The 15,559-nt window shown below is 63.2% G+C and carries 15 protein-coding genes; 6 read left to right on the forward strand and 9 right to left on the reverse strand.

What is annotated here, in order from left to right:
- Window positions 1–24: 24 nt before the first annotated feature.
- Entirely contained in the window at window positions 25–786 is a 762-nt protein-coding gene (locus ACBG85_RS01305) for a decaprenylphospho-beta-D-erythro-pentofuranosid-2-ulose 2-reductase (protein WP_007731800.1), read from the reverse strand.
- Window positions 783–2,216 carry an FAD-binding oxidoreductase gene (locus ACBG85_RS01310; protein WP_003943934.1) on the reverse strand — a complete coding sequence of 478 codons (1,434 nt, stop codon included), beginning with the start codon at window positions 2,214–2,216 and terminating at the stop codon, window positions 783–785. The genes ACBG85_RS01305 and ACBG85_RS01310 overlap by 4 nt, the downstream gene beginning before the upstream one ends.
- A 63-nt stretch (window positions 2,217–2,279) precedes the next feature.
- On the opposite strand from ACBG85_RS01310, the gene ACBG85_RS01315 reads away from it, so the two are divergent.
- Genes ACBG85_RS01315 through ACBG85_RS01325 form a run of 3 tightly spaced genes read left to right on the forward strand, consistent with a single transcriptional unit; the run spans window position 2,280 to window position 4,707 of the window.
- On the forward strand, window positions 2,280–2,753 hold the full coding sequence (locus ACBG85_RS01315) for a GtrA family protein (protein WP_269465953.1): 474 nt from the start codon (window positions 2,280–2,282) through the stop codon (window positions 2,751–2,753).
- 54 nt (window positions 2,754–2,807) lie between these two features.
- The gene (locus ACBG85_RS01320) at window positions 2,808–3,716 is read left to right on the forward strand and encodes a PIN domain-containing protein (RefSeq protein ID WP_372025884.1); all 909 of its coding nucleotides are present in this window, start codon (window positions 2,808–2,810) and stop codon (window positions 3,714–3,716) included.
- A gap of 19 nt (window positions 3,717–3,735) precedes the next feature.
- Complete coding sequence (locus ACBG85_RS01325) at window positions 3,736–4,707, forward strand: alpha/beta hydrolase (protein ID WP_050655618.1); 972 nt, start codon at window positions 3,736–3,738, stop codon at window positions 4,705–4,707.
- Here ACBG85_RS01325 and ACBG85_RS01330 read toward each other — a convergent pair.
- Genes ACBG85_RS01330 through rfbA form a run of 4 tightly spaced genes read right to left on the reverse strand, consistent with a single transcriptional unit; the run spans window position 4,693 to window position 8,213 of the window.
- Complete coding sequence (locus tag ACBG85_RS01330; RefSeq protein WP_372025886.1) at window positions 4,693–5,553, reverse strand: RimK family alpha-L-glutamate ligase; 861 nt, start codon at window positions 5,551–5,553, stop codon at window positions 4,693–4,695. The two genes, ACBG85_RS01325 and ACBG85_RS01330, sit on opposite strands and share 15 nt — an antisense overlap.
- A gap of 34 nt (window positions 5,554–5,587) precedes the next feature.
- Complete coding sequence (locus ACBG85_RS01335; protein WP_151097584.1) at window positions 5,588–6,679, reverse strand: S1C family serine protease; 1,092 nt, start codon at window positions 6,677–6,679, stop codon at window positions 5,588–5,590.
- Between the two features lie 51 nt (window positions 6,680–6,730).
- On the reverse strand, window positions 6,731–7,336 hold the full coding sequence (locus ACBG85_RS01340) for a dTDP-4-dehydrorhamnose 3,5-epimerase family protein (RefSeq protein WP_042447635.1): 606 nt from the start codon (window positions 7,334–7,336) through the stop codon (window positions 6,731–6,733).
- Window position 7,337: 1 nt separating this feature from the next.
- Window positions 7,338–8,213: a glucose-1-phosphate thymidylyltransferase RfbA gene (gene rfbA, locus ACBG85_RS01345; RefSeq protein ID WP_003943968.1), complete on the reverse strand. Its 876-nt coding sequence runs from the start codon at window positions 8,211–8,213 to the stop codon at window positions 7,338–7,340.
- Between the two features lie 96 nt (window positions 8,214–8,309).
- Here rfbA and rfbB point away from each other — a divergent pair, with 96 nt between their 5' ends.
- Window positions 8,310–9,311: a dTDP-glucose 4,6-dehydratase gene (gene rfbB, locus ACBG85_RS01350; protein WP_151097590.1), complete on the forward strand. Its 1,002-nt coding sequence runs from the start codon at window positions 8,310–8,312 to the stop codon at window positions 9,309–9,311.
- 7 nt (window positions 9,312–9,318) lie between these two features.
- On the opposite strand, the gene ACBG85_RS01355 is transcribed toward rfbB, so the two are convergent.
- Together ACBG85_RS01355 and ACBG85_RS01360 are read right to left on the reverse strand one after the other, a co-directional pair.
- Complete coding sequence (locus ACBG85_RS01355; protein ID WP_058038039.1) at window positions 9,319–10,338, reverse strand: lysylphosphatidylglycerol synthase transmembrane domain-containing protein; 1,020 nt, start codon at window positions 10,336–10,338, stop codon at window positions 9,319–9,321.
- A gap of 58 nt (window positions 10,339–10,396) precedes the next feature.
- Window positions 10,397–11,113: a DapH/DapD/GlmU-related protein gene (locus ACBG85_RS01360; protein WP_099696810.1), complete on the reverse strand. Its 717-nt coding sequence runs from the start codon at window positions 11,111–11,113 to the stop codon at window positions 10,397–10,399.
- A 110-nt stretch (window positions 11,114–11,223) separates the two neighbouring features.
- Here ACBG85_RS01360 and ACBG85_RS01365 point away from each other — a divergent pair, with 110 nt between their 5' ends.
- Together ACBG85_RS01365 and ACBG85_RS01370 are read left to right on the forward strand one after the other, a co-directional pair.
- Entirely contained in the window at window positions 11,224–12,324 is a 1,101-nt protein-coding gene (locus ACBG85_RS01365) for a DegT/DnrJ/EryC1/StrS aminotransferase family protein (protein WP_042950324.1), read from the forward strand.
- A 3-nt stretch (window positions 12,325–12,327) separates the two neighbouring features.
- Complete coding sequence (locus ACBG85_RS01370; RefSeq protein ID WP_007731789.1) at window positions 12,328–13,308, forward strand: Gfo/Idh/MocA family protein; 981 nt, start codon at window positions 12,328–12,330, stop codon at window positions 13,306–13,308.
- On the opposite strand, the gene ACBG85_RS01375 is transcribed toward ACBG85_RS01370, so the two are convergent.
- A complete protein-coding gene (locus ACBG85_RS01375) occupies window positions 13,263–15,473 on the reverse strand; it encodes a hypothetical protein (RefSeq protein WP_372025889.1) in 2,211 nt (736 codons plus the stop codon). The genes ACBG85_RS01370 and ACBG85_RS01375 overlap by 46 nt on opposite strands.
- Window positions 15,474–15,559: the final 86 nt, after the last annotated feature.

Below are 15,559 nucleotides of genomic sequence, written 5' to 3' on the forward strand. Positions count from 1 at the left end.
TGTTGTTTCTGGCACGGGAGGAGCTTAAACCGGCAACTTCCGGAAGATCGGGCGCGGCACGTGGCGAAGACCCATCATGACGAAGCGCCACGGGCCGGGAGTCCAGACGATTTCCTTGCCCTTGTCCGAGGCGGCAACAGCGAGCTTCGCGACGATGTCCTTGTTGACCGTCAGCGGAGCTTCCTTGACGTGGGCACTGAACTGCGTGCGCACCATGCCGGGGCGAACGACGGTGACCTGCGGTCCGAATTCCGCGAGAGCCTCGCCGAGTCCGAGGTAGAAACCGTCGAGGCCCGCCTTGGTGGATCCGTAGACGAAGTTGGCACGCTTGACGCGCTCGCCGGCAACCGACGACATCGCGATGATCTTGCCGAAGCCCTGAGCCTTCATCTTCTCGCCGAGAAGAACGCCGACCGAGACGGAAGCGGTGTAGTTGACGTTTGCCACCAGAACGGCCTTGCGCTGGTTCTGCCACAGCTCTTCGGAGTCACCGTCCAGTGCGAAGGCGACGATCGCGACGTCGACGTCACCGTTCGAGAACGCCTGGTCGATCACCTTCGGGTGCGATTCGAAATCAACGGCGTCGAAGTCGATGAGCTCCACCGAGGTGGCACCCTTCGCTTCGAGCTGCTTGACCGCAGCTTCGCGTCCCGGATCGCCAGGGAGTGCCGCCAGAACGACGCGGAGCGGCGCCTTCTTCAGGTATTCCTCACAGATGGCGAGGCCGATCTCGGAGGTTCCACCGAGAAGCAAAACGGTTTGCGGGTTACCTACAGCGTTGATCACAGTTCCAGCCTTCTGGACATATCGGAGGCGAAAACGCCTGTGGGGTCGTACTTGCGGCGCGTCGCGATCCACTCGTCGATGCGCGGGTACATGGCGTGGAAGGTTTCCGCGGACGTCCGCGAGTCCTTGGCCGTGTACAGGCGTCCGCCGAATTCGAGGACACGCTTGTCGAGTTCGGTGACGAACTCGTTCAGGCCCGGCTTGATGCGGAAGTCGACGCAGATGTTCCAGCCCGGGATCGGGAAGCTCAGCGGCGCCTGATTGCCTTCGCCGAAGAGCTTGAACACGTTGAGGAACGAGTAGTGCCCGCTGCGCTGGATGTCGACGATGATCTTCTTGAACTCGTCGACGGCCTCCGGCGGAACCACGAACTGGTACTGCAGGAATCCGTTGGATCCGTACGCGCGGTTCCACTCACCGAACATGTCGAGCGGGTGGTAGAACTGCGTCAGATTCTGGACCTTGCCGCGATACTTGCCGGACTTGCGGAACCAGACCTCACCGATCGCGGTGAAGTTGAACTTGTTGGCCAGCCCGTTCGGGAAGACGTCGGGGAACGTCAGCAACTGCGGTGCGTCGAAGGCGAGCGGGTTCTTCTGCAGCTTGGCCGGAAGCTGGTCGAGCTTCGCCAGAGATCCGCGCGAGACTGCCGCACGACCGAGCTTCGGGGGCGCGGAAATCGCGTCGAACCAGGCGCTCGAATACTCGTAGTTGGCCTCGCTGCCGTCGCTGTGCAGCGCGATGGTCTCGTCGAGGCTGTTGGTGACGTCGCCGTCGGCGATGAAGTACGCCGTCTCGGTCGGTGTCATCTTGATGGTTGCCCGCAAGATGATGCCCGTCAGGCCCATGCCGCCGATCGTGGCCCAGAACAGTGCGGCCTTCGGGTCGTTGCGCCCGCCCTTGGGGGTGAGCGTGCGAACCTTGCCGTCGGCCGTCAGCAGATCCAACGACACGACGTGGTTGCCGAAGCTGCCCGCGCTGTGGTGGTTCTTGCCGTGGATATCCGAGCCGATGGCGCCGCCGATCGTGACCTGACGAGTACCCGGCAGGACCGGAACCCACAGACCGAACGGCAGAGCAGCCTTCATCAGCTGATCCAGATTCACGCCGGCGTCGACGTCCACCAGAGCGGTGTCGCGATCGATGCGGTGAATGCGGCTGAGGGCATTCATGTCGATGACCAGGCCGCCGGCGTTCTGCGCTGGGTCACCGTACGAGCGGCCGAGGCCGCGCGCGATGACGCCGCGTCGCAGATGCGAGGGCTTGGAATCGTTCTGTTCCGCAACCTGGGCGACCGCGTTGGCGATCACTTCCACGTCGGGGGTGGACAGCACCTGTGCAGTGGTGGCGGCGGTGCGTCCCCAACCGGTGAGGGTGCGGGCTTGGGTGTGGAGAGCCGGCTGCGGCGTCTCTTCTGCTGTCGTGGACATCAAGGTAGAGGTTACCTGGGAGTAGTGCCGACGGCTCCGACTCGAGTGGTTACTCTCGTCGTCGTGCCCGAAACACCTGCAAGTCACCAGCACGAACCCCACGTCCCGCTGCCCGTCGAGATTCCTGTCACGACGGACATCGCCGACGACGCGATGGACCTGAAAACGCAGATCGTCCGGTTCGTCGCGACGGGTGGGCTGTCGGCTGTCGTGGACTACGGGCTGTACGTGCTGCTCTTTGCGTTGGGGTTGCCGCGCGTCGCCGCAAAATCGCTGAGCTTCGTTGCGGGCACCACGACGGCGTACCTCATCAATCGTCGGTGGACGTTCAAGGCCGAGCCTTCTCGCGCCCGCTTCATCGCTGTAGTCGCGCTGTACGCGGTCACTTTTGCGGTTCAGGTCGGACTCAACGAACTGATGGTCCATGTCTTCGACGAGCATTGGTGGCGGACACCGCTGGCCTTCGTCATCGCGCAGGGCACCGCGACGGTCATCAACTTCATCGTTCAGCGGGCAGTGATCTTCAAGATCAAGTAACGGTTCGGGGTGGATTAGCGCATTCGTCCGGTTTCTCGAGAGAGAATCGAGCCCATGATCATCGTTCTCGATTCTTCGGCCCTGACCAGGGGTGCACGGTTCGACACTGCCGTCGCCGACGCTCGCGCGCTCGGACACCGCGTCGTCGTGCCGCGATTGGTCGTCCTCGAGGTTGCAAGCCGCTACCGCGAGGAATCGGCGGAGATGATCGCGGCTCTGAGCGTCCAGGCGCGCATGTACGACCGACTGGGGTTGCGGCGTGACCTCACGAGATTTGTCGACGCGGCTCACGACAAGGCCGACGGCTACGTCGACGACGTGATCGAAGACCTCGTGGCGATCGGCGTCGAAGTGGTCGATCCAGTCGACGTGTCGCATCTCGAGGTGGCCGAGAGGGCGATCTCGCTGCGTCGGCCCTATACCGACAAGAAGAAGCGAGACGGATATCCGGCGACGCTGAACTGGCTGACGGTGCTCGATCTCGCCGACCGGAACCCGGGCGTCGACGTGATCTGGGTCAGTTCCGACGCACGGGTATACGGCGACGGCGAAGACGGGGTCTGGCATGGCGATCTCGCACGTGAACTGGCGTCGCGCGGCCTCGAGTATCGGGTCCGCTGGGCGTCGGACATCCCGGTGATCGACGGACCGGTGCAGGTGGAGCAGGTGGCGGAGGTCGAGGAAGCCGCTGAGGTCGCGCCCGAGGCCCCGGTTGCTCAGGGCTTCGTGGAGCCGGAAGCGGTGGTTCCAGCCGAGGTTCCCGAACCCGCGGCACCTGCAGCAGTCCCCGCCCCCAAGCCTGTTCAGCGCGCAGCGCGGACGAGAGTTGCGCCGCAGCGCATCGAACCCGCCCCGAAAGCTCAGTCCGGTGGACTGCGCGGTCTGGGCAAGGTCATCGGCGGGCGGAAACGAAAGGTCACGATCGTCGACGATCTCGACGAAGTCGACCTCTTCGGTGCCTGATCGCTTCTAATCTGGACAGATGTCTCTGTTGCCGACAGTCAGTCGTAGGACCGGAACTCGATACGGCAGGCCGAGTATCGAATCGCAGGTCCTCTACAACGCGTGTCGATGGATGCTTCGGCCCGTGGTCGGGATCGCGCCGCTGACGCCTGGCGCCATGCGCCGCGCGGCAGTTCTGGACTCGGCCGCGGGTGTACGCATTCCGTCCGGGATCGATCGGGAAGCGATTCGCTTTCCAGGTTTCGACGGTGAACTCGTGCGGACGGCAGGCTCGACGGCTGATCTGCGCGACGGTGTTGTTCTCTACCTGCACGGCGGCGGGTTCATGTGCTGCGGGCTCAACACGCATCGGCCGGTCGTTGCAAGCATCGCCAAGCGAACCGGCCTTCCGGTCCTGCACATCGCATATCGACAGTTGCCGAGCACGAGCATCAGCGGGTCCGTCGACGACTGTCTCGATGCATACCGGTGGCTCCTCGAACAGGGAGCCTTGCCGGAAAAGGTTGTCTTCGTTGGCGATTCGGCCGGAGGCTTCCTGGTTTTCGCGACGGCACTTGCAGCTGTTTCCGCGGGGCTCGAGGTTCCGGCCGGTCTTGTCGGGCTCTCACCGCTCCTCGATCTCGATTGCACCACCAAATCGGTCCATGCCAACGCTCGACGCGACGTGATCGCCCCGGTGTCGGCATTGATGGCGATCGGAAAGCTTGGCGGACAGACGAACTCACCCGTCGACGGCGATCTGGCCGCGCTGCCGCCGTCGTTGCTGATCGCCGCCGAATCCGAGGTGCTCAGAGTCGATTCGGAGGTGATGGCGCAACGGCTCGCCGCCGCGGGGGTGCCGTGCTCGCTGCAGATCTGGAACGGCCAGGTTCACGCGTTTCCCGCCGTCTGGCCTGGCCTGCCGGAGAGCCGGGCAGCGCTACGTGACGTTGCCAGGTTCATTCGCACCAGGCTGGATGCGGTCCCGCCCCAGGCGTCACGTGCGCAGTGACGCGACAACTGCCCGTGCGAGGGCGTCGGCAGATCCAGGGGCGAATGGCAGAAAGAGTTCTGGCTCGATCAATTCCACTTCCATGAGTAGTGGTTGATCCACCGGGCCCACGACGTCCACACGCGCATAAAGCAATTCGCTGGGGCCGCATGGGGTCGCGGCCAGTGCTGCGTCGGCCACCGCGAGTTCGGCGGCGGACGGTTGGTGGAGGTGGTTGGTTCCGCCGTGAAATTCCTGCACGCGGAAGTCGTTGGCGGCCGGGATCTTCCGGACAGCGTGCGAGTAGCGTCCGCCGATGTGGATGATCGAGCGCTCACCGTCGACGACGTCCGAGACGAATGGCTGGACCAACGCGTCGTTGCCACTCTCGAGGATTGAACTGAGGTGAGCGTGGGCCTGCGCGGACCCGGCGGCAAACTTTCCCACTCCGACAGCGCCGGCTGACACCGCAGGCTTGACGATGACGTCGGCACCCTCGAACGAAGGGAGGGTGAGTGTTTCGCTCTTTCCGGCAGCGATCACCGCAGTGGGGACGATGGGGACGCCGGCCGCGGCAAGTTCGGTCAGGTATCCCTTGTGGGCGTTCCACTTCACGATCGAGAGCGGATTTGCGATCGGGGCGGTCAGCTGATCGAGAACGGCAAGAAATTTGTCGAGGCGCTGGGTGTAGTCCCAGGTCGACCGGATCAGAACCAGGTCGGCGTCGATATCGAGGAGGGACGGGCTCGACCACGGCGCCATCGTCGACGCGATGCCGTAGGAGGTGAGAGCATCCATGACGAGTTTGCTTTCGACATCCGCCTCGCGGGCGGCGCCGTCACAGGTGAGCAGGAGAACCGTGGTCATGCCACGATGCTTTCACGGCTGGCGCCTTCTAAGACTAGCGAGGTGGCCCCTCGTCGAGGACAAGCGAACCGGTCCCGGGTTGCCCGGTTGCGTCCACCCACGTCACCGCGACGGTGTCGCCGGGGCGGCGCGAGCTCATCGCCGCGTTGAGATCAGCGGACGACGCGATCCGGCTGCCACCGAACTCGGTGATGACCGCACCTTTGGTCAGCCCCACCCGCTCGGCCGGCGAATCGAAGCTCACGGCAACAACTTCGGCGCCGGCCGGCATGTCCGCGTGATCCTTCACCGCGACACCGAGTACGGGTGTCGGTCCCACACGCACGGTCTCGGAGGAGCGGCCGCCGAGTACCTGCTCGACGATCGGTAGTGCGGTGTCGATCGGTATCGCGTAGGACTGAGGCGCCGGTGATGTTTCGGTGCGGTCGGTGACGGCGTTGCCCGCGCTGCTGACGCCGATCAGCTCGCCAACGGCGTTGACCAGGGGGCCACCGGAATCGCCAGGCCGGATGTCCGCGTCCACCTCGATGAGGCCCTTCAACTGGTTTCGCGATCCGTCGGACACGTTGCGGGTGTTGACGGTGACACCGAGGTTGGTGATGACGCCGGGAGCAGGGACGGGTACTCCGCCGCCTTCCGCATTTCCGATTGCGGTGACGGCATCCCCGCGAGCGGCTTCTGCTGATTTGCCGACCACAGCCACCGGCAGATCGTCAGCGCCCGCGAGTCGAAGGACGGCAAGGTCGCTGACGCTGTCGTACCCGAGGATCTCGGCGTCGTAGATCAGTCCGTTGGACATGCTGACGGCAGTGACGTCCGAAGCTCCGCTGATGACGTGGTGATTCGTGAGCACCACTCCGTCAGGGGAGAGCACGATCCCGGTCCCAGCAGTGGTGGTGAATCCGGCCGGCGCCGTGATGGTGACGATGGTGGGGACCACCCGGGCCGAGAGCTCCTCCGGGGTGAGCGGAACAACCGGCGAGGGTGGGGTGGTCGTGATGACGGTGACCGGTGCGGACTCGATCGTTCCCGGAGTCAGGGGCGGTGCGACCAGCGCGAGACCACCGAGGCCGGCTGCGAGAACGACGGCCGTCCACAGGCCGCGTCTGCTCGCACGTTTGGTCATCCAGCCGTCCGTCCCGCCGGTGTCATGCCATCGAGTCGTGAAAGGTGAAGATTACCGATTCGGCGAATCTTCGGCCACAAAACCGGGCAACATGCCGTCCGCGCGGAGCGTCGCCAGGGACGGCGCGGCAGCGTCCTTTGCGGAGAGCTCGTAGGTCAGAGGGTTGCCCTTACGGTCTGTTCTCGGCCATTCGATCGCGAGTTCCGGATCGAAGGGATCGAGGTCGCGGTCCAGGTGGGGGGAGTATTCGATGCTGCACAGGTACATCACTGTCGATCCGTCTTCGAGTGAAAGGATCGCGTGGCCGAGGCCTTCCGCCAGGAACACCGCTCGTCGATCGACGTCGTCGATCACCACTGCATCCCACTCGCCGAAGGTCGGTGATCCGACGCGCAGGTCTACGACAACGTCGAGGAAGGCACCTTTCACGCAGGTGATGTACTTCGCCTGTCCTGGCGGATTGTCGGTGAAGTGGATCCCGCGGAGGCTACCGGCTTCGGAGACCGAGCAGTTGGCCTGCGCGAGGTCGAGAGTGCGGCCGGTCGCGGCGGTGAAGGCGGAGCTTTTGAACCATTCGAGAAAGACACCGCGGTTGTCGCCGAACTGCTTCGGTGTAATTTCCCAAGCTCCGGCGATCTTCAGTGGACGGATTTCCACGTCACCATTCCTTGCCGTGCTCGAGCAGCTCGAGTAGGTAGTTGCCGTACCCGGATTTGCCCAATGCTTCTGCCTGAGTGCGTAATTGGTCGGAGCTGATGAATCCTTGACGCCACGCAACCTCTTCAGGGGAACCGATCTTGAGGCCTTGGCGGTGTTCGATGGTCCGCACGTAGTTCGCTGCCTCGAGCAGGGAATCGGGTGTGCCGGTGTCGAGCCACGCGGTTCCGCGGGGGAGGACATCGACAGAAAGTTTGCCAGCTTCGAGATAGTGCTGATTGATGTCGCTGATTTCGTATTCGCCACGCGCAGAGGGCTTCAGAGTGCGTGCGATGTCCACGACGTCGCTGTCGTAGAAATAGAGGCCGGGGACTGCGTAATTGGATTTCGGCGACGTCGGCTTTTCCTCGATGGACACGGCGCGACCCGAGTCGTCGAATTCGACGACGCCGTAGGCGGTCGGATTCGAGACCCAGTAAGCGAATACGGCTCCGCCGTCGATGTCGGAGAAACGCCTGAGTTGGGTTCCGAGGCCGGGGCCGTAGAAGATGTTGTCGCCGAGGACGAGCGCCACGGAGTCGGATCCGATGTGCTCTGCGCCGAGGGTGAATGCCGTTGCGAGGCCGTTCGGTTCGTGTTGCACTGCATAGGTGAGGTTGACGCCGAATTGTGAGCCGTCGCCGAGAACCCGGCGGAATTGTTCGGCGTCGTGTGGGGTCGTGATGATCAAGATGTCGCGAATGTCGGCGAGCATGAGAGTGGAGAGCGGGTAGTAGATCATCGGCTTGTCGTAGACAGGCAAGAGTTGCTTGCTCACTCCGAGGGTGATCGGGTGCAACCGCGACCCGGTGCCACCGGCCAGAATGATTCCGCGCATGCGTGCAGTGTCCTGCACTCCTGCCTGCCGACGCAAACGGACATGACACGCCCGGCCGCTAAAGTGGGGTTCGTCCGATGAGCCTGAGGAGATGACGTGCGACTACTGGTCACCGGGGGTGCCGGCTTCATCGGTGCCAATTTCGTTCATCAGACGGTGGCGACGCGTCCCGACGTGGAAGTCACGGTTCTCGACGCTCTGACCTACGCCGGAAATCGCCAGTCCCTGGCGTCCGTCGAGGACCGGATCACGTTTGTCCACGGCGACGTGGCCGACGAGCCGCTGGTCGACGATCTTGTCTCGCGCTCCGACGCAGTCGTGCACTTCGCGGCCGAAAGCCACAACGACAATTCCCTCGCCGACCCCGAACCGTTTTTGCGCACCAACGTCATGGGAACCTTCTCGCTCCTGCAGGCAGTGCGTTCGCACGGGGTCCGTTATCACCACATTTCGACCGACGAGGTGTACGGCGACCTCGAACTGGATGATCCGGCGAAGTTCACGGAGACGACACCGTACAACCCGTCGAGCCCGTACTCCGCGTCCAAGGCGTCGAGTGATCTGTTCGTGCGCGCCTGGGTGCGCTCGTTCGGGATCGCGGCGACCATCTCGAACTGCTCCAACAATTACGGCCCGTACCAGCATGTGGAGAAGTTCATCCCACGCCAGATCACCAATCTGCTCGACGGAGTGCGTCCACGGTTGTACGGGGAAGGCCGCAACGTCCGCGACTGGATTCACGTCGAGGACCACAACCGCGCCGTCTGGGACATCCTGGACCGCGGAAAGTCCGGCGAGACGTATCTGATCGGCGCCGACGGTGAAACCGACAACCGGACGGTGATTGCGACCCTGCTCGAAATTTTCGGACGCAAGCCGGACGATTTCGACTTCGTCACCGACCGCCCTGGTCACGATCTGCGGTATGCGATCGATTCGACGCGACTACAGCAGGAACTTGGGTGGAAGCCGCAGTACCGCGATTTTCGAAGCGGACTGGAAGCCACCGTCGAGTGGTATCGCGACAACGAGCAGTGGTGGCGTCCGCAGAAGGCCGGCGTCGAGACGCAGTATTCAGCGGCCGAGAAAGTGATCTGACCGAACGTCAGGCTTTGGTGGGGTCCGGCACCCGCGAGCGCTCGTGCACGAGTGCATTGCGCAGGCCTCGTGATCCCGACAGTGCAGCCACGACGCCGGCAAAGACCTCACAGAGGGTGAACAGCAGCCTCGATGCCAGTGCGAGGCCGAGCGCGACGCCGGCATCCATGAACGGTGAAAGCGCTGCGACGATGACGGCTTCGCGGACACCGATTCCGGACGGGACGACGAACACGAGGACGCCCGCGCACATACCGAGGGCGAGAGCGCCGATGCACTGGACGAGCCCACGGATTTCGAAGCCCGCCGAACTGGACGCGAGCAACCACAACTGGATGCCGTAGAGCACCCAGCTTGCTGCGCACCAGCCCAACGCGAGCGCAATCTTGTGCATCGTGAGCGGCTTGTGCAGCGGCGTGCGGCGGAGCAGTTTCAGCGCAAGGTTCACCAGGCGTGTGAGCACCGGCGGGTAGGCGCAGACCAATGCGATCGGTACGAGGATGATCACGCCGACCGCTGCCGCCGTGCTGACCTCGAACAGGGCAGGTAGACCGAAGAGGCCGACGACCAGCGCCGAAGTTGTGCTCAACCCCACCGTGACCAGCACTGCGACAAAGCCTGCGGCACGGGACACACCGGCGCGCCTCACGAGTTCCGTTTGCAGAACGAAGGCCCAGACACTGCCGGGAAGGTACTTGCCGAGTTGGCCGACCAGATAAGCGCGAGCGGCGTCGAAGGCCGGAATCGGTTGTTCGAGGGCGCCGAGTGCGTGCTGCCAGGCCCGCACTGCGGCACCCATACCGAGGAAGATGAACACCGACGAGGCGGCAAGCGTCCACCAGTTCAGCTCGGTGATCGTGTTCTTGACCTCGGACCATTGGGACTTCACCGCGAAGATGATCGCGACGACGATCGCGAGGGTGACGAGGACCTTGAATCCGTTGACGAGAAGGCCGCGTAGAGCGTTCGGCTCTGCGGCCGGTTCGACATCTTCGACCGGTTGTTCAGATTCGGGAGAGGTACTCACGCGCCTGCATCCCGCCCGTTCGTCATTTCGCAGACGATACCAACCAGGATTTGTCTCGCTAAACCACGAGCGGTTTGTCGGCGCGTTCCCGCCACCAGGTGAAGGCCTCCGACAGCGAGTCCGGAATGGCCGGTGACGTGCCGAAGCTGCCGGCGGCGTAGAGGTCTTCGATTGCGGAAATGTCCGCGTCCGAGATACCCGATCGGCTCATTCCGACCCGGTTGACACCGTGCAACGACACCGGGTTGCCGAATGCCTTGGAGAAGGGCGGGACGTCCTTGACCACGACGGTTCCCATGCCGATCATGGATCCGGAGCCGACGACGCGTCGTTGGTGCGCGACAGTGTGCATGCCCAGGTTGACGCCGTCTCCGACGCTGACGTGCCCGGCAAGCGTCGTACCGGAGGACACGACGCAGCGGTCACCGATCTGCACGTCGTGCTCGATTCCCACTCTGTTCATCACGAAGCAGTCTTCGCCGATTTCGGTGCGGCGTTCGCTTCCCTGATGGACTGTGCTCAATTCGCGAATCGTCGTTCGAGCACCGATTCGAATTCCCAGACCGGCGCTGACGGACCAGGACGTCGGATGTAACGCGCCGAGGATCTCGGGGGGAGCTCCCAAGACCGCTCCCGAGCCGATCCAGCAGTCGTCGCCGATCTCGAGTGGGCCCGTGAGTACCGCGTTCGGTCCGATCGTGACTCCCGCCCCGATCAGTACGTCGGCGCCGATCACGGCGGTCGGATGGATGTGGCAGTCGGCTCGTTCAGACATGCAGGTTCCGGAATCCTCTCGAAGTATCGAATCGTGTTTCGATACGCTTCCTGGGTTGTCGGGGTATTTCGTTCCGACGACGGTCGGATGAATCTATCGGAGGTAACTCAGTGATCGCGATATCCAGTATCTCGTTCGGGGAAGAAGTCGAGCGCGAGGTGCTGGACACTCTGCGATCGGGAATCGTCGCGCAGGGACCCAAGGTGAAGCGGCTCGAGGACGAGTTCGCGGCGCTGGTGGGCACGCGACACGCGGTGGCGGTGAACAACGGCACTACGGCGTTGATCGCGGCTCTCCAGGTCCAGGATCTTCAGCCAGGTGACGAGGTTTTGACCACGCCGTTCACGTTCGTGGCCACGCTCAATGCGATTCTCGAGGCAGGCGCGACGGCGCGGTTCGCCGATATCTCCGAGTCCGATTTCAACATCGACCCGGCAGTCGCTGCCGATCGAATCGGTGACCGCACGAAGGTGCTGATGCCGGTTCATCTGTACGGACAGTCGGCGGACATGGGCGCATTGATGCCGCTGGCATCGAAAAACGGTCTGACTGTCGTCGAGGACGCCGCTCAGGCCCACGGAGCGACGTACGACGGGCGAGGCGCCGGCAGTTTCGGTGTGGGTTGCTTCTCGTTCTATGCAACGAAGAACCTCACGACCGCCGAGGGCGGAATGATCACGACCGACGACGACGCGATCGCCGATCGACTTCGGGTCCTGCGCAACCAGGGCATGCGGGCGCGCTACCAGTACGAGATGGTCGGCCAGAACTACCGGATGACTGACCTCCAGGCGAGCTTGGCTCTGCCCCAGATGGCGACGTACATGCAGCAGGTCGAGGCGCGCCGCCGGAATGCGGAGGCCTTGCGTGTCGGCCTGAAGGACGTCGAAGGACTGATCCTGCCGAGCGAACTGTCCGGTCGTGGACATGTCTGGCATCAGTTCACCTTGCTGCTGGCCGAAGACGCACCGATCACTCGCGACCAGTTGAGTGAGCGTCTGGCCGCGAAGGACATCGGTAGCGGCATCTACTACCCGAAGGCCGTCTACGACTACGAGTGCTACCGCGAACATCCGCGCGTCGTCATCGACGAGACGCCGGTGGCCACTTCGGTTGCGTCGCGGTGCCTGAGCATCCCCGTCCACGCTGCGTTGTCCGCCGGCGACGTCGATCAGATCGTTGCCGCGGTACGCGGCGCCATGGAGGCCTGAAAAATGACTGCTAGCAAGCCACGTATCGCTCTTGTCGGATCCGGTCAGATGGGCTCGCTGCATGCGCGGGTCATCGCGCAGTCGCCGCTGTGCGAGTTGGATCTGCTGATCGAGCCGCGCGAGGAGCAGGGCAAAGCTGTTGCTGCGCGGTTCGATACGCGTTGGGCCGCCGATTTCGACTCGCTCGACGGTATCGACGCCGTCGTGATCGCCGCTGCTACGCCGGCGCACTACGAGTTGGCCGGGCGGGTTCTCGATCTGGGGAAGCCTGTCCTGGTGGAGAAGCCGTTGGCTGCGACGTACGAGCAGAGCGTCGACCTGGTCGATCGTTCGCGCGCGTCCGGTGTTCCCCTGATGTGTGGACTGCTCGAACGGTTCAATCCCGCTGTCCGCACCGCCCGTGAGTTCTCCGGCGATGTGTGGCAGGTGAACGGTATCCGCCACTCGCCGTTCGTTTCCCGCATTCCGACGGGTGTCGCGACGGACCTGCTGATTCACGATATCGACCTTGCCATCGGATTTGCCGGCTCGGAACCCAGTTTGGCAAAAGGGGAGTTCGGCTACTTCCACCCGACGTCCGTGCAGAACCGGTCGGAAGATTGCGCCGACGCCGTATTGCGCTTCGGATCAGGTGCTGTTGCAACGATTTCCGCGAGCCGGATCAGTCAGCGCAAGATTCGCCAGCTGTCGTTGCTCGAGGCCGATCGACTCATCGAGATCGATCTCCTGCGTCGCGACATCACGATCTACCGGCACATCGACGACAACATGCCCACCGATCGGGACGGCTACCAGCAGCAGACGGTCATCGAAATTCCGACGATCCGCTACAGCGAGGAACCGCTTGCCGCGCAGCTGACGCATTTCCTCGGATTGGTGCAGGGCACCGGTGACGCGGACGGTGAGCGAGCGTCGATTCTGCCCGCTCACCGCGCGGTTCACGAGGTGACGGAATCTGCGTTGGCTGCAGCGTTGTCGTCCTGACCGCTGCGTCGGCGTCGGAAGGCCCAGGCACCTTGAGACAGTGCCAGGAGTAATCCGACGCCGGCGACAGTCCAGCCGAAAGTGCTTCCGGGTGGACTGAATTCGATGGTGAGGGCGGATCCGGACGTGGCACTCGGCGGTAGATCGACCTGCAACAACCCGCCGGGGCTCGCCTTCGTCTCGACCGTCTGACCATCGACAGTCGCCGTCCAGCCCGGCCAGGCCAGTAGGGCGAATGTAACCGTGCCGGACCCGGTGTACTCGACGGTTTCCCTGGTGTCCGTAGCGGCGGCATCGCCACGTACGTCGAGACCAGGCGTCGCTGCGGATACGCGACCCTCGGGCCACTGATGCTCGGTGGTGCGATGGCCGACCGTGACCACCCGATCCGGCGATACGGTCCACTCGCCCTCGGGTAGGGCGTCGAGGGCGTGTTTTCCGCCGTACGGTCCGGAATTCTGAACGACGACCGTGTCGACTCGCATCGCGTCGAGCCAGGACACACCCGTTCCCGGCGATTCAGCGAGCAGTCGGTCGACGCCGTCCGGACACTGGACGCCGCCGTAGTAGTTCAAGCACAGTGCTTGAACGAAATCGTTGTAGCTGATTCCGGCGTAGCTGTTGACGGCATTGACTCCGGCAGGCTGCCAGGCGTTGCCGAACAGGAGGTCACCCCACTGCCCGGTTTCGTTGTCCGGCGGGATGTTGACGGGGTCGGCAATCGCGAAAGTGGTTCCCTGGTAACGGTCCTCGAACTTGGACTCCAGGAATGCCACCTGCCTGGGGAACTTCCACGGTGTCACGTTGTAGTTTCCGGTGAACCAGAAATTGGTCTGAGCACTGAGCACGACGACGATGCCGACAGCGAGTGCACCGGCGAGGTAGCGGGGCTTTCGGTAGGCCACGACCAACGCGAAGACGGTGAGAACCACGGTGATTATCAGTGATGCCGAGTGAATACCGATGTCTTCCGGGACATTCGACCAGGCAAGATAGAACTGAAGTGCCAACAATCCCGCGGTGATGATTGATCTTGTCCGGATTCGATCACGATGCAGTCCGGCAGAGAGGGCGACCGCCGTGACCACGATGGCGGGCAGTTGACCGTACTCGAGCAGTCGCGCGGGCCAACGGAAAAGCCACAGATTCGACGGTCCGAGAAGTAGTACGACGTAAATTCCGCCGAAGACGAACAGCGAGACGCTGTGGCGGCCCAACTTCTTCAGTGACTTCCACTGAATCCACGGTGCGAGCGGTATGAGGAACCAGGCCAGGTATACCAGCGGAATCGTCATGGCAGGCGAAGCGAAAGCGGTGACGTACGGCTGGTTCGACGGGCCGGAGAGGTTGAGCAGGTCACCGAGATCGGGTCGAAGCGAACCGTCGTTCGCGATTCCGGACTGAGTACGCACCGACACGCCGGTGGTGAAGAGCAATGGTAGATACACGATCAGCGACATCATGATGATCGCTGCCGCGCTGATCATCAGTGATTTGATGCTGCCTGCGCGTTTGATTGCGATGCATTCCGCTATGACAGCGAGGTAGACGACCGCGACACCGACAGCGCCGTACGGGTTTCCGGTGGTCATCGCAAGATAGCCGAAAACGATCGGTACCAGGGGGTTCACTCGGCCGAGGGCGCTGGCGCGGGTAGACCACCAGACGTGGGGGATCCAGGCGAAGGCGATCAGCCCGGACGCCCAACTGGAGGCGTCGAAATAGAGCGTGTATCCGGCGAACGGCATGGCAAATCCGGCGATGAAAGCCATCGACCGATTGGCGCCGTACTGGCGGGCCACCAGATAAACGCCTACCGCGAGAATCGCCATGAATTGCATCTTGACCAGGGTGATTCCGATTCCCAGGTTCGGAATGAGTGCAATGGCAACCGAATCCAGAAGGATCACGGGATTGTATGTCCCGTAAAGGGCTTCGGCTGTGACATTGCCGCCGGCCCACAATTCGGGGATGAGCGTCGGCCATGACCCGGACAGGATTCGCTCGCCGATCGTGTGCCAACCAGGCGTGAAAGCTGCTGCGCTGTCGTCCCAGTAGTAGAACCACCGATTGGAGATCAGTGGGATGGCGGCGACGATCGACACCAGAGCGGCGAGAAGAATTGGCGGCACCACGCGTTGTGCGAGCGGTAAGTCAGATTTCACGATGTGCTTTCGTCTTCGAGTCGATGGCTGTTGTTCGGAGCCTGGGTCGTGCTCTTTTTCTCGGAGCCTGGGCTGCGCCTTGTTTC

The organism is Rhodococcus sp. NyZ502 (assembly GCF_041464245.1).
GTDB classification, from domain to species: domain Bacteria; phylum Actinomycetota; class Actinomycetes; order Mycobacteriales; family Mycobacteriaceae; genus Rhodococcus_F; species Rhodococcus_F qingshengii.